The 13,519-nt window shown below is 66.8% G+C and carries 11 protein-coding genes and 1 pseudogene; 4 read left to right on the top strand and 8 right to left on the bottom strand.

The annotated features are described in order from the left end of the window. Positions 1-36: 36 nt before the first annotated feature. Positions 37-1,185, top strand: coding sequence for an alpha/beta fold hydrolase (locus JQT59_RS03070; protein WP_213574474.1), 1,149 nt, complete (start codon positions 37-39; stop codon positions 1,183-1,185). Here the strand turns inward: JQT59_RS03070 and JQT59_RS03065 are convergent. Genes JQT59_RS03065 through JQT59_RS03050 form a run of 4 tightly spaced genes read right to left on the bottom strand, consistent with a single transcriptional unit; the run spans position 1,182 to position 4,393 of the window. Then, complete coding sequence (locus JQT59_RS03065) at positions 1,182-1,859, bottom strand: TIGR04282 family arsenosugar biosynthesis glycosyltransferase (RefSeq protein ID WP_213574472.1); 678 nt, start codon at positions 1,857-1,859, stop codon at positions 1,182-1,184. The two genes, JQT59_RS03070 and JQT59_RS03065, sit on opposite strands and share 4 nt — an antisense overlap. Next, positions 1,856-2,530, bottom strand: a complete 675-nt coding sequence (locus JQT59_RS03060; protein ID WP_213574470.1) for a glycosyltransferase family 2 protein — start codon at positions 2,528-2,530, stop codon at positions 1,856-1,858. Before JQT59_RS03060 ends, JQT59_RS03065 begins: the two co-directional genes overlap by 4 nt. Continuing rightward, positions 2,523-3,590: an NAD-dependent epimerase/dehydratase family protein gene (locus JQT59_RS03055; RefSeq protein ID WP_213574468.1), complete on the bottom strand. Its 1,068-nt coding sequence runs from the start codon at positions 3,588-3,590 to the stop codon at positions 2,523-2,525. Before JQT59_RS03055 ends, JQT59_RS03060 begins: the two co-directional genes overlap by 8 nt. Further along, the gene (locus tag JQT59_RS03050; RefSeq protein WP_213574466.1) at positions 3,587-4,393 is read right to left on the bottom strand and encodes an S-methyl-5'-thioadenosine phosphorylase; all 807 of its coding nucleotides are present in this window, start codon (positions 4,391-4,393) and stop codon (positions 3,587-3,589) included. Before JQT59_RS03050 ends, JQT59_RS03055 begins: the two co-directional genes overlap by 4 nt. Positions 4,394-4,412: 19 nt before the next feature. Here JQT59_RS03050 and JQT59_RS03045 point away from each other — a divergent pair, with 19 nt between their 5' ends. Continuing rightward, a complete protein-coding gene (locus JQT59_RS03045) occupies positions 4,413-5,825 on the top strand; it encodes a hypothetical protein (RefSeq protein WP_213574464.1) in 1,413 nt (470 codons plus the stop codon). Positions 5,826-5,867: 42 nt separating this feature from the next. Here the strand turns inward: JQT59_RS03045 and JQT59_RS03040 are convergent, their stop codons facing one another. Next, positions 5,868-7,073, bottom strand: a complete 1,206-nt coding sequence (locus tag JQT59_RS03040; protein WP_213574462.1) for a low temperature requirement protein A — start codon at positions 7,071-7,073, stop codon at positions 5,868-5,870. 146 nt (positions 7,074-7,219) lie between these two features. Here JQT59_RS03040 and JQT59_RS03035 point away from each other — a divergent pair, with 146 nt between their 5' ends. Both JQT59_RS03035 and JQT59_RS03030 read left to right on the top strand, forming a co-directional pair. Further along, positions 7,220-8,224, top strand: coding sequence for an ROK family glucokinase (locus tag JQT59_RS03035; RefSeq protein ID WP_213574460.1), 1,005 nt, complete (start codon positions 7,220-7,222; stop codon positions 8,222-8,224). Further along, the gene (locus JQT59_RS03030; RefSeq protein ID WP_109326306.1) at positions 8,209-8,544 is read left to right on the top strand and encodes a WhiB family transcriptional regulator; all 336 of its coding nucleotides are present in this window, start codon (positions 8,209-8,211) and stop codon (positions 8,542-8,544) included. The genes JQT59_RS03035 and JQT59_RS03030 overlap by 16 nt, the downstream gene beginning before the upstream one ends. Before the next feature lie 12 nt (positions 8,545-8,556). On the opposite strand, the pseudogene JQT59_RS37965 reads toward JQT59_RS03030, so the two are convergent. The 3 genes and pseudogenes from JQT59_RS37965 to JQT59_RS03015 all read right to left on the bottom strand — a co-directional run bounded on the left by JQT59_RS37965 (position 8,557) and on the right by JQT59_RS03015 (position 13,393). Further along, positions 8,557-10,336 (bottom strand): annotated as a pseudogene (locus tag JQT59_RS37965) (protein kinase domain-containing protein). Between the two features lie 52 nt (positions 10,337-10,388). Continuing rightward, the gene (locus tag JQT59_RS03020; RefSeq protein ID WP_109326312.1) at positions 10,389-10,616 is read right to left on the bottom strand and encodes a DUF8691 family protein; all 228 of its coding nucleotides are present in this window, start codon (positions 10,614-10,616) and stop codon (positions 10,389-10,391) included. Between the two features lie 110 nt (positions 10,617-10,726). Then, positions 10,727-13,393, bottom strand: a complete 2,667-nt coding sequence (locus tag JQT59_RS03015; RefSeq protein ID WP_249354085.1) for a winged helix-turn-helix domain-containing protein — start codon at positions 13,391-13,393, stop codon at positions 10,727-10,729. Between the last annotated feature and the right edge of the window lie 126 nt (positions 13,394-13,519).

Raw genomic sequence — 13,519 nt, 5'->3', positions numbered from 1 at the left:
CACTGTCGATAACCGGCACGCGTATCGTCGGAAGAGATGCAACAGTACGTCCCTCGCCCCCCGTCCACCGTCGGCGACTGGAGTGATGCCCGACGGAAAATGCAGTTGCGCCGATCCCGCCCGGGACACTCGTGGCGCCGCTTCGGCCGCACTCGCCGGATTCTGATGTGGCTCGGACTGTCGATGGTGCCCGTGCTCATCGTCGGTGGGCAATATTGGGTCCAGGACGTGCATCCTGAGAGGGAGCGGCTGGCCCAGACCGTGCCCGCCGTCCACGACGTCTACGAGGCGAAGAATCCGGCCGATCAGAAAACAGCCGTGGTCGACATGGTCGGGCTGGGCAACGTCGACGCCACGGATACGGCACGGTCGCTCGGGGCCTACACCGAGCTCGGGCAGGTGTGGGCAGTGGAATATGACAACAGCGGTATCGACACCAAGGTGATCAGCGACCTGATCGTCGACCATGCCGCCGCCACGGGAACCGACAACATCATCCTGTCGGGGCACAGCATGGGTGGGGTGGTCGCGCTGGAGGTGGCTCAGCACATCTACGAGGACTCCGACACCGTGCTGTCAGGGGTCGTTCTGGACTGCACACCGGTCGACCTGCACGCGGTGCGGGGAGATGCGCGCGACGCCGGGGAGGACATGCTGCGGTGGATCGGCTGGTTGCCGGGCGCGCGGGAGAGCAGGAGCCTTCGTGTGCTGGTCGAAACAGCCGCCCGCAAGGACCGCTTCCTCGACAGCAACTCCTGGTATCCGCGTGTCGACCTGTCCGCGTTCGGCAGCGTCGTCGAGGAGGTCCTGCACGACAAGGTGTTCTCGGATGATGCCGCCAGCAACGGCTTGATCGAGTCCCAGTTCACGGTGATCGTCGCCTCCGGTGCCATCGACAATCTGAAGTCGCTTGCCGTGGAGCGGGATGGGAAGCCCCTGCCGGCAGTCGTTTTCGTTCGCCCGCGGGACGGTCGTTTCGATCCTGTGGTCGACGTCGACTACACCCAACGCATACTCGTGGAGCAGTCCGGCGGCGTGGACGGCACGCTGCTCGTCGCGAAGCTCGACGGGATCGGGCACGCCAATCCCATCCAGCAACCTGCCGCCTACAACGCGGCCATCGAGAACCGGATCGCACCGTTCCTCAGGCCGCTCCTCTCGTCCCCACCCGTGAGTACTTATTAACCGCGGAATGTTAATAAGTACTCACAGGTGCGGAAGCGGCTTCCCAGTGCACATTGCGCGGCGACGGGTCCGAGATCGGCGGCGTGATCGACGTCGCGCAAGGTCGGTAGCAGGCGCACCGACGCGCCCGCGGCGATCAGCGCCTCATAGGTCTTCCGTCCGGTTTCGGAACTCGACGTCGGCACCGGGAGGATCACTTCCGCGACCCCGGGGTCGGGTACGCCCAGAGCCCACCAGCCGCCGTCCTCGGCGGGCCCGAGCACGCACGTCGGTGTCTCGTCGGCAAGTAGTGCGGCCGCGTCGGTGAGCAGATGCGCGGTGACCTGCGGCGTGTCCATCCCGATCTGCAGAACCGGTGAGTTGGTCATCGTGAAGGTGTCGGCGTGGGCATTGACCAGGCGTTCCGCGAAACTGCCGCCGCGCTGTTCGAGGACGGTGACGCCTTTCAGCGCTGCCTTGATTTCTCTGCTCCGCGTCGCCCGTGCGAGATCACCGGTCAGGGCCACGACACGATGGGTCACTTCGGTCGAGGTGACCGCGTCGAGAGTGTCCAGTAGTGACGCCGCCGCCAGGTCTGCGGCCGCGGCGTTTCCGATCTCCCGGGCGAGGCGAGTCTTCGCGAACCCCGGTACCGGGGCCTTCGCGACCACGAGAACGGCCACGCCGACGCTCACCGCATCACCCTCCAGAAGTCGTGGACGGCGCGCAGCGTGCCCTTGACCGACCCCGACACCTTCGACGAACCCGCGGTGCGCGGTCGGTAGGTGATGTCACATTCGGTGATCCGCCAGTGCGCGCGGCCGGCGAGGATGAGGAGCTGCAGTGGGTAGCCCGAACGCCGGTCGCCGACACCGAGGTCGAGAAGTGCTTGCCGCCGAACGACTCTCATCGCACCGAGGTCGCGGACGGGGATGCCGTAGCGGCGTCGTAGGCGGGCGGCGACGACGGCGTTGCCGATCCGGCTGTGCAAGGGCCAGGTGCCACGTTCGACCGGGCGGCGGCGCCCGACGGCGAGATCCGCACCGGATTCCACGGCCGCGACGAGTGTGGGGAGTTCGCGTGGGTCCATCGAACCGTCGCCGTCGAGCACACACACCACCGGTGTCCGTGCGGCCTCCATGCCCGCGTCGACGGCGCTGCCGTACCCGGGCCTGGTTTCGGCCACGACGGACGCACCGTGCGCCCGGGCGACGTCAGCGGTTCCGTCGGTGGAATTGTTGTCCACCACCAGCACTCGGTAACCCGGTGGGATCGCGGCGAGTACGCCCGGCAACGATCCCGCCTCGTTCATGCAGGGAATCACGACGGTGACGTCCGCGGGAGAGATGGTGTCGCCCTCAGACATGGGGAGAACCGACCGACCGGGCGTTGCGCAGCGGTGCGTGGGCGAAGGCGGTGAGTCCGTCGTGTGGCCGGATCCGGGCCCGGAACCCCAGCACCTGCTCGGCTCTTCGCGGATCGGCAACGATGTGCCGGACGTCCCCGGGGCGATACTTCCCGGTGACGACAGGCTCGGGCCCGCCGCAGGAACGAGCCAGTGTCGTGGCCACCTCACCGATCGTGATCGGCTGACCCGAACACACGTTGAACGCCGCAAATTCCGGTAACTCCGCGTCGAGTGCCGCGATGTTCGCCGCCGCGACATCCCGGACGTGGACGAAGTCTCGTGTCTGCCGTCCGTCCTCGAACACCCGAGGTGGGTCGCCGGCGTCGAGAGACGACCGGAACATCGCCGCGACACCGGAATACGGCGTGTTGCGAGGCATCCCGTCGCCGTACACGTTGTGGTAGCGCAGCGCGGTGACGGATCCGCCCGTGGCCAGCGACCAGGCAAGTGCGTAATTCTCCTGGGCCACCTTGCCGGCGGCATAGAGGCTACGCGGACGCAGCGGCGCATCCTCGTCCACGAGAGCCCACTCGAGCGGCTCCCCGGTGTCGGGATCGACGTGGTCGAACACTCCCGAGTCGAGATCGGTCCTACGGCGTGGTGCCGGTTCGACATCATCGCCGCGCCGGTTGCGATAGCGCCCGACGCCGTACACCACCATCGACGACGCGAGGACCATTCGGGTGCACTTGGTCTCGTACATCGCGGCCAGGAGTACTGCCGTTCCGAAGTCGTTGTGACTGGCGTATGCAGAGGCGTCGCGCGCGTCCACTCCTGCCCCCACGACCGCGGCCTGGTGGCACACCACGTCGATGCCGTTCAGCAGTCGGATCATGGCTGCCTGGTCGCGGACATCGATGTGCCGGACACCGTCCGGAACGTCCGCGTCGGCGCCGTGCGCGGACGGCAACAGTGCGTCCACCGCCACCACCTCGTGTCCCGCATCCTGCAGAGCCGTGGAGACGTGACTGCCGATGAATCCTGCTGCGCCCGTGAGCAGTACCCGTCGAGATGTCATGGCAGTTCGATCGGCAAGGTCGCGCCCTCGTGCACGCGACAGGCGTCGCACGGACCTTCCGGCGCAGCGGCGATCGCCTTGTGAACCAGTGATGTCAACGAACCGAGGTTGCGTTCGAATTCCGCGAACACATCCACGGCGCGCACACCGTCCCCGGCGTCGATCCCGGCATCGAGGTCGGTAACCAGAGCGATGGTGGCGTAACACATCTCGAGCTCCCGGGCCAGAACGGCCTCAGGGTGTCCGGTCATGTTCACCAGTGACCAGCCCTGCCGTGCGAACCACTGGCTTTCCGCCCGGGTCGAGAAGCGTGGGCCCTCGACCACCACCAGCGCCCCACCGTCGACCGTGCCGGTCCGCAGGGCCGCCTTGCGCAGGTCGGCGCAGTACGGATCGGCGAACTGCACGTGGATGGCGCCGCCATCGAAGTACGTCTGGGTGCGGCCACTGGTGCGGTCGACCAGCTGGTCGGGGATCACCAGCGTTCCGGGGCCCCAGTCGGTGACGAGGCTCCCGGCGGCGCACGGTGCGAACACCCGCTGCACACCCAGCGTGCGCAGCGCCCACAGATTGGCGCGATACGGGATCGTGTGGGGAGCGAACTCGTGTCGCCGACCGTGCCGCGGCAGGAAGGCAACCCGCCTGCCGTCCACTTCGCCCACCGTGATGGGGGCGCTCGGGCTGCCATAGGGGGTGACGAGCTCGACCTCCGCTGCTCCTTCGTCGAAAAAGGAATAGAAGCCACTCCCGCCGATGACGGCAACCTCCGCACGGGGGCGTTCGGTGGAACTCATTGCGGTCATAGAGACATCCTCCGTCGTTATGCTGGGCGCGAGTGCGACTTTCGCCGAAGGAGATGACGTCATCGGACCCGAGCAGCGAGCAGCGGAACGGCGCTTCGCGTACCGGGATCTGACGGCTGCCGGGATCGCGCTGCTCCTCGTCGCCGCGGCGTTCGTCGTCCCGCGCCTGGGCAACGAGACGATGACAGCGATTGTTCACCGGTCGGCGGAGAGCGTGCGGGACTTCGCGGACGCCGCTCCGCTGTTCGGGTTCCGCGACGTGCACGTCGGCTGGGGGACCCCGGTGGCGATCGTGCTCGCGGTGGCGGTCGCGATGTGGGGTCCGGGCCTGGCCTCGCGGCTGTCGTGGCGGCACCTCACGCTGGGAGCGTGGCTCGTCTCCGCCTCATGGGCGATGTCGCTGGCGATGGTGGACGGCTGGCAGCGCGGGTTCGTTCGCAGATTGACGTCCGAGGACGAATATCTGCACGAGGTTCCCCGGATCACCGACATCCCGGCGACGCTGGACGGCTTCACCGAACGGATTCTGGACAACCGACTCGACTCGTGGACCACCCACGTGTCGGGGCATCCGCCGGGTGCGCTCCTGACGTTCGTCTGGCTCGACCGGATCGGCCTCGGCGGCGGCACCTGGGCCTCGGCGTTGTGTGTCGTGGTCGGGGCGAGCGCGGCCGCTGCCGTGATCGTCACCATCCGGGCGCTGGGCGACGAGTCGATGGCTCGGCGCGCGGCCCCGTTCCTCGTGCTCGCGCCCACCGCGATCTGGGTGGCGGTGTCCGCGGACGCCTTGTTCGCGGGAGTGGTGGCGTGGGGGATCGCCTTGCTCGCCCTGTCCGCCCGGCGCGCGGTCCGGTTCCCGGCCACAGCCGGGGTCGGTGGCGGTGTGCTGCTCGGATTCGGGATCTATCTCAGTTACGGGCTGGTTCTGATGGCGCTGCCCGCGTTGGCCGTCCTGGTGATCGCCCGCACGGCGCGGCCGCTTGCCGGCGCCTTGGTCGGTGCCCTTGCGGTGGCGGCAGTGTTCACTGCGTACGGCTTCTGGTGGTTCGACGGCTATGTGTTGGTGCAGGAACGCTACTACGAGGGCATCGCGTCGGATCGGCCATTCCGGTACTGGGCATGGGCGAACTTCGCCTCCCTCGTGTGCGCCGTCGGAGTGGCGGTACCGGCCGCCCTCCCTCGGGTGTTCACATGGCCGCGGCTGAAGGAGCTGTCCCCGGTCAACGTGCTGGTGGTCGCCGCCCTGTTTGCCGTGGTGATCGCGGACCTCAGCGCGCTGAGCAAAGCCGAAACCGAACGCATCTGGCTGCCGTTCGCGGTGTGGCTCCTCGCCGCCCCCGCGCTGTTGCCGCGGCGAAGTCACCGGTTCTGGCTTGCGCTACAGGCACTCGGCGCACTGGCCGTCAATCACCTGTTCTTCACGAACTGGTGACAGCCCGTGCGTACATATCCACCGCGGAGTGTTAACAAGTGCTCACGGGTGGGCGTGACGAATCTGGTCCCGGGGCTCGTCGTAGCGGATCATCTCGAAACCGATCAGCGCGAGGAGGACCGCGGTGAGAATCCCCAGCGTCGCGAGGGCGGGAACGTGCCAGACGAGCGGGATCAGTGCGAGCAGGATGACCGCCGCGACCACCCGGGGCACCGTCACCGACCCGGTGGCGTACGCCTTGAACCACACCAGCGCGAACAGGTAGAGCGCGGCGCCACCGAACAGTGCGATCAGCGGCCAGCCGTACAGAGGGTCTGTCAGCCGGTGATCGTTACCGTCGCCGACATACGACAGGATCTTCTTCAGCCCCAGCGACAGCATCACGACACCGATCACCATCGGAAGATGCAGGAAGCTGTAGCAATTGCGGGCGATCCGGATCTGACGGGCACCCGTCGCCCGTTCGAATGCGTGCTCCACGGCCAGGGACGTCACGTCGAAATACGACCACCACAGCAGCCCCGACACCGCGAGGCCGAGCAGCGACGCCACGATGATGGCCCAGGAGATCGGGAGGTCCGCGACGCCGATGCCGATGGACACGATCGATTCACCCAGAGCGACGATGATGATGAGTCCGTGCCGTTCCGCGAAATGGGCGACCGATCGTAGCCGCCACCCGGTTCCCCCGATGAGGGTGCCGATGTAGTCCCCGGCGAGGGCCAGGAACCACATCACTGTCTGCGCGGTCCCGGTGAGCTGCGAGGCGATCAGGAGGCATGTGGTGCCGATCAGCATGCTCGGCGTGAATCGGAGCACCTGTCCGCGGAGCTGGGAATCGTCGCGGCTGATCACCCAGAACATCAGCAGATGTAGGGACCGCACCACGAAGTAGCCGAGGGCGAAGACGACGGGGCCGTCCAGCCCACCGGCCAGATCGTCGAATGCTTCGGGGATGGTCAGCGCGGTGATGAAGACGCCACCCATCGCACCGAACATCACCACCCGCACGACCCCTTCGTCGGCACGCACGAGGTTGCAGATCCACGCGTATCCCACCCAGCTCCACCACAGAACGGCGATCACCAGCGAGCCGCGCAGCAGATTGACCCCGGTGGGGTCGTCCGCCATGAAATCGGTGACGCGGGTGATCGCGAACACGAACACGAGGTCGAAGAACAGCTCGAGCGTCGAAACCGACTCGCGCTCCTGGACGAGGCGCGGACGCAGACGATGGGCGAAGGTCACGGATGAATGGTGCCACCTCCCAGGAGACCGCGGAAGTCGGGCCAGATCGGCTTTGTTCGCAGAAAGACGGAAGTATGTATTGATGTCGGTCGTAAGTTCCTCTACTGTCAGCGTGACACCGCTCACTCGTATGGAGGACAGGAACCATGGCTCTGACGATCGGCATCGACGTGGGTGGCACGAAAATCGCGGCCGGAGTCGTGGACGGCGACGGAGTCATCCACCGGATGGAGCGTCGGCACACCCCGTCCCACGATGCGCGGGAAGTCGAAAACGCCATCGCCGAGCTCGTGCGTGAACTGGCGGCCACGTATCCCGTGCAGGCGGTCGGTATCGGCGCGGCAGGTTTCGTGGCCGCCGACCTCAGCACCGTGCTCTTCGCCCCGAATCTCGCCTGGCGCAACGAGCCTCTGGGTGAAGTCGTCCAGGCCTCCTGCGGATTGCCGACCATCGTCGAGAACGACGCCAACGCCGCCGCCTGGGGCGAGGCGCGATTCGGGGCCGGACGCACCGGTCGTACCGTTGTCGTGCTCACGGTCGGAACCGGGATCGGCGGCGGGATCATCGTGGATGGCGTTCTGCACCGCGGACGCTTCGGTGTGGCTGCGGAGTTCGGTCACCTCAATGTCGAACCGCACGGCCGCCGCTGCGGTTGCGGGAACAACGGATGCTGGGAGCGCTACGCCAGTGGACGCGCGCTCGTGCGGGAGGCGCAGGACCTCGCGGTGGTCTCACCCGAATTCGCCGCGGAACTCCTGGCCCGCGCAGGTGGACGCGCCGAGGCTATCACCGGACACCACGTGACCGCCGCAGCACAGCACGGCGACGCAGCGGCGCTCGAGTGTTTTCGGGTGATCGGCTCCTGGCTGGGACACGGCATGGCGGACATCGCCGCGTTCTTCGATCCCGACCTCTTCATCATCGGCGGAGGGGTGTGTGAAGCGGGCGAACTGCTTCGGGCCCCTGCCGCCGCCGCGTTCGAGAACCGCCTCACCGGACGCGCACACCGGCCTGTCGCCGAAGTCCGGCTGGCCGAACTCGGCGCGAACGTCGGCATCGTCGGCGCCGCCGACCTGGCTCGCGAGCACCTGCTCGGGCTCGCTCATGACGGCTCACAAGTATCTGGAGGAGTGCAATGTCCAATCGGCTGAGTCTTCCCGTTCCGGTCGCCGAAGTGTGGGACTGGCAACGAGACGCCGCCTGCCGCGGCTACGAATCGTCACACTTCTTCCATCCCGACCGCGAACGCGGCCGGGCACGCGAACTGCGTGACTTCCGCGCCAAACAGACCTGCCGCGGCTGTCCCGTGCTGGTCGAGTGCCGCGAGCATGCACTCAGGGTCGGCGAACCGTATGGAATCTGGGGTGGGCTCGCCGCGCACGAACGCGAAGAACTCCTCGCCAACCACCAGGGCCGGGTGGACGACGCCGTCGCAGAATCGTTCGGCCTCGACCTGGCGCGCCACGCCTGACGCTCTTCGGCCTCAGTTGCCGGCCGGAAGCATGAGCACCCGGCCGTTGTCGGTATCCGCGACATAGACGTCACCACGGTTCGACACGGCGATGCCCTCGGGTTCGCTGAGTCCGGTGAACGGCAGAACTTCCTGTTCGTCCGAGCCGGCCCGAAGTCGCAGCACGCGGTGGTGGTTCTGGTCGATGGCGTACACCGTCCCGTTGTCGTCGACGGCCACCCCGCCCACACTCTGCAGGTCGGTGAGGGGCAGAAAGCTCTGCGCGCGGGTGGCCGCGTTCCACGCCAGAACCTTGTTCGGGGTGCCCACATAGAGGTCGCCCTGCTTGTCGACGGCCACGGTGAACGGGCCGATCACCGTCAGCGGTACGTCGACGGGGCTCGCCGTGACGTCGTGCAGTGACACCACCCGGTTGTTCAGCGTGTCGGCGACATACACGGTGCCGTCCGGCCCCACCGCGACGCCGAACGGCTGGTTCAGGCCGGTGAACGGCAGTGGCAATGCGGTGTCGTCGTGCAGCAGTGTCACCGTGTTGGTCACCAGATCGGAGACGTACACGTCACCGGAAGCACTGACGGCGACGCCCTGCGGCACCGCGAGTCCGGTGAACGGGAGGACGGTTTGCTGTCCGGAGCCGGCGTGAACCCGCACAACCTGCTGGGCCGAGCTGTCCGCGATGTACAGGTCCCCGGCGTCGCTGACCGCGAGTCCCGCAGGACTCGCCAGGCCGGTGATCGGAAGGACCACCTGCTCGTTCGTCGGCTGTTCGTCCGGCCATGCGAAGAAGGCGACACCGGCCAGGATCACGGCGCCGGCCAGGACCGCGGTCACCGCCACCGGCTTGCGCCACCACGGCCGGCGCCTCGGCGCCGGGACGGTCCCGGTGAGCGTCCCGCCGCTCACATGGGTGGTTGCCGCGGGATCGACGGGCCGGGACGGGCCGGGGGAGGGCGGGTGCGCTGCGTGATGCGGCGTCGATCGCGTCGCTGAACTCACGGCAACTCGAATACCGGTCGTCACGGTCCTTGGCCATCGCCCGCGCGACGACATCGTCGAATCCGGCGGGCAGATCCGGCCGCACCTTGCTCGGCTTCGGGATCGGACCGTTCAGATGACCGTGCATCACCGCGGAGGCCGTGGTGCCCGGATACGGCGGTTCGTTGGTCAGAAGGTGGAAGAACGTGCATCCCAGCGCGTAGATGTCGACCCGGTGATCGAGTGTCGCACCCTCGATCTGCTCGGGTGCGGCGTAATGCAACGTCGCGACGAGCATCCCCGTCCGGGTCAGCTGATGTGTTTCGTCCAGCGCCTTCGCGGTGCCGAAATCGGCCAGCAGGACCCGTTCGGGATCACCTCCGGCCAGCAGGATGTTGGCGGGCTTCACATCGCGATGCAAAATTCCGGCCCTGTGTGCATGGTCGAGTGCGTTCCCGGTCTCGGACACGATGCGCATCGCCCGCGCGACTTCCAGTCCGCCGGACGCGAGGGCTTTCCGCGCATCGACGCCGGGAACGTACTGCATCGCGATCCACAACCGGCCACGCTCCCGGCCGCGGTCATGGATCGTCACGATGTTGGGGTGCTCGAGTTTCGCGGCGTGGTCGGCCTCCGACTCGAAGCGTGAGCGGACGTACTCGTCGCTCGCCCACACCGAGTCCAGCAATTTGAGGGCGACCTTGCGTGGCAGGTTCGGATGCTGAGCGAGGTACACGGTGCCCATGCCGCCTCGTCCCAGAACCCGTTCGATCACGTAGCCGGCAAACACCGTGCCCGGTTCGAACTCGCCACTCACATCGGCTTCACCGCCTCCCGGGTCCCTCCAACCATTGAACCCCGACCCCTGGTCAGTCCGGTAGCCGCCGCATCTCGATGACGGTCAATCCCAGCGCGTCGAAACGGGCCAGCATTCCCCGTAGGTCCGTCGGGCTGTCGACCCGCCCGTACAGCGTGGTGTCACCGGTTGTCACACCCGAAACGTCCAATTCAGGGAATGCCGCGATGACCCGCTCGGACAAGGTGCCGCTGATCAGGAAGGCGTACCTGACATTGTCGGGCCAGGTCGATTGCTCCACGGCGGCTCCTTCATTCGCGGATGGGCAGTCCTTCGACAAGCGGTCAGCCAGTGAATACAGGGTGACTCGAAAGACAGCGGCGCGCCTCACCCGCAAGTGGTGAATCGCGCTCAGAGCAAGCCGGCCTGTTGCGCCGCCGCGATGGCGTCGCGTCGGGAGGTGACCCCGAATTTGCGGTAGATCCCGCGCAGGTGCGTCTTCACGGTGTTCACAGACACGCACAGGTCGGTGGCGATCTGCTCCGCCGTGCGCCACGACGGAAGCTCCACGAGCAGTTCCAATTCGCGGGGAGTCAGCATGTCGGACGCTGCGGTTCCGGACCGTGGAAACGACGCGCGTAGCCGCTCCGCGAAAGTCTCGAGCACACCGAACCGCCCGGTGCTCCGGATCAGTAGATCTCGGATCTGCGGTCCGCAGTCGTGGAACGGACGCAGCACCGAATCGGGCTCGGCCAGGCGGAGCGCCTCGGTGAGGGCACTGTGCGCCCGCGAATCATGCTTACGGGCAAGCGCAATCGCCGTGTCGACCAGCCACGCCGCAATCAGATTGGTGCCCGCCGCGCACACCACTGTGCCGTCCAGCACGGGTTGCAGGGTTTTGCGGGCCTGATCGAGACGGTGGGAGTGGACGTGAACGATGGCGTCGAGGACTGCCGTGTCACCGGTCGATCCGATCAGGGTCCGCGCGTCCGCCGCGAGTTCGTGTGCCCACCCGACCTCGCCGGCGGTGAGGTACGCGTACTGGATCGCCGGCAGCAACACCGCCCGGATACCCGGCGGCACGGGGATCGACGACGACACAGGGCTGTGCGCATGGAGTGTGGTCACCGCACTGTGCCGATGGTCCGACCCGTCCAGTCCGAACAGCACCGCGGCGCCGTCCGCGAACGTTGCGGTCCCGGCGTTCTCACGGTGCAGAACTGCGGCCGATTCGGCGGCGATTCGCGCGGCGTCGTCGTCGAGACGGATGTAACGGCACCATGAATCGACCAATCGCACCAGGTGGAACGTCGGAGATTCCGTGGCGGACTGCTCCGCTCCGATTCTGAGCGACTCGCTCACGAGGGCGGCGGCACGAACTACCTCACCCCTCGACATGGCGAGGGCCGCGAGAGAGCCGAGGCAATACATGACGGTGAGCGACGCATCGGCGAGGCGGGCATGAGCCAGCGCCTTCCCGAGCACGTGCTCCGACTCCTCGGTTCGGCCGAGGAAGAGTAGCGCCCTGCCTTCCTGAAGAAGTACGAAGGCGTCCAGTTCTGATTCGCCGGTCGATTCCGGTCCCACCGACCGCAGCCGGGTCAGCGCGTCGTCGATATCGCCGGTCTGAACGGCGGTCTGCACGCGGAGCGACTCCCGAAGCAGTATGTGCCGTCGCGGATCCGTTTCGTCGATCGCCTCCTCTGGCCGTGTGCGGTCGAGAACGTCGAGCGTAGACCGCGCCACGGGAACGTTGCCCGCGGCCAGCGCCGCCGCCGCGCGGATCAACCGCGCCGACGGATGCTCTTGGGTGGTGCGCGGCGCCCGCGTGAGGAGACGATCGACCGCCTCACCGTGACCCCCGACGATCAACGACAGCGACGTCCGGGAGAGCAGCGCGACAATCGCATCGTGGTCGCCCGAGTTGACCGCATGTTCGAGCGCCACCAGCGCATCCCCGAACTCCGCGTGCCAGTGCGCGGCGGCGAGTTCGAGATGCTCCACCTCGACGTGTCCGACGCGGCTGATTTCCGCTCGCAGATAGCTACGCAGCAGCGGGTGGTACCGATACTCCGTCGGGGAGCCGTCGATTCGGTTGATCAAGAAATTGTGGTGTTCGAGCCAATCCACCTTGTCGTGCGCGTCGGTGCAGCCCGTGAGGATCTCCGCGAAGTGGGTTGTGAACGATGCGGGCACGGAGGTGCGGAGGAGAAAGTCGCGCATCTCGTCGGTCTGGCCGGCGAGAACTTCCTCGATGAGATAGTCGGCGACCGCTCGTCGGTTACCGGAGAACTCGGCGATCAACCGACTGGGATCTGTATGGCCTTCCAAAGACATTCCTGCCAAACGAATTCCGGCTGCCCAACCCTCGGTGCGCTCCATCAGGGCGTCGAGATCGCCGGGATCGAGCCGCACATCGTGCTCGGTGAGCATCGCGGCAGCCTCCTCGGCGGTGAAGGCGAGATCGCGTGCCGTGACGGTGAAGAGCTTGCCGTCCAGCCGAAGTCGCTGCAACGCGAGTGGCGGCTCGAATCGTCCGCAGATGATCGTCCGGAGCATCGGCGGTTGCCAGCGCATGAACGACTCGAGGTCGGCCAGTATTTCGGTGTGGAGGAGCAGATGAGCGTCGTCGATCACCATCCAGAGGTTCTCCCCGAGTTCACCCAGATCCGCGGACATTTGCGCACCGAGGTCGGGGGAATCGGGGTCGAGGCGGTCACACAACGCACGCAGCCGAGGATTTCCGGTTTCGTTCAGTGCCCGGAGAATGGCGCGGTGGATGACGCCGATGTCGTTGTAGCGTTCTTCGATCGTGATCCACGCGATGATCGGTGAATCCGCGCCTGCCAGAACTTCGGATGCCCAGTCGGCGGCCAGTCGGGTCTTGCCCGACCCGGCGGGCGCACACACGAGGACGACGGGATAGAGGTGATCTTCACTGGTCAGGGCATCTGTAAGGAGGTTGTGCAATCTGGTGCGGGTGACCGTTCGGCCCACCGCACCCGAAGGTATTCGGATGCTCGAATGAAACTCGCCGAAATGTACTGCCGTCACGCCGACCCCCAATTCTCGCTGCACCGAGAAACGATCTTCGACCAACGCCAATCTCCGACGCCGTGGGCCGGTGCCGTGATTTTAGCGAGAAACCGCTGTTGGTGTGGGTGAACGGCAGGGCGCTCCGCGCCCCGTGCGCCTTCTTGGTTG

The organism is Rhodococcus sp. USK13 (genome assembly GCF_018343855.1).
GTDB lineage: Bacteria > Actinomycetota > Actinomycetes > Mycobacteriales > Mycobacteriaceae > Rhodococcus_F > Rhodococcus_F oxybenzonivorans.
The sequence above is the reverse complement of the archived record's forward strand: the minus strand, read 5'-3'. Positions and strand labels throughout refer to the sequence as shown.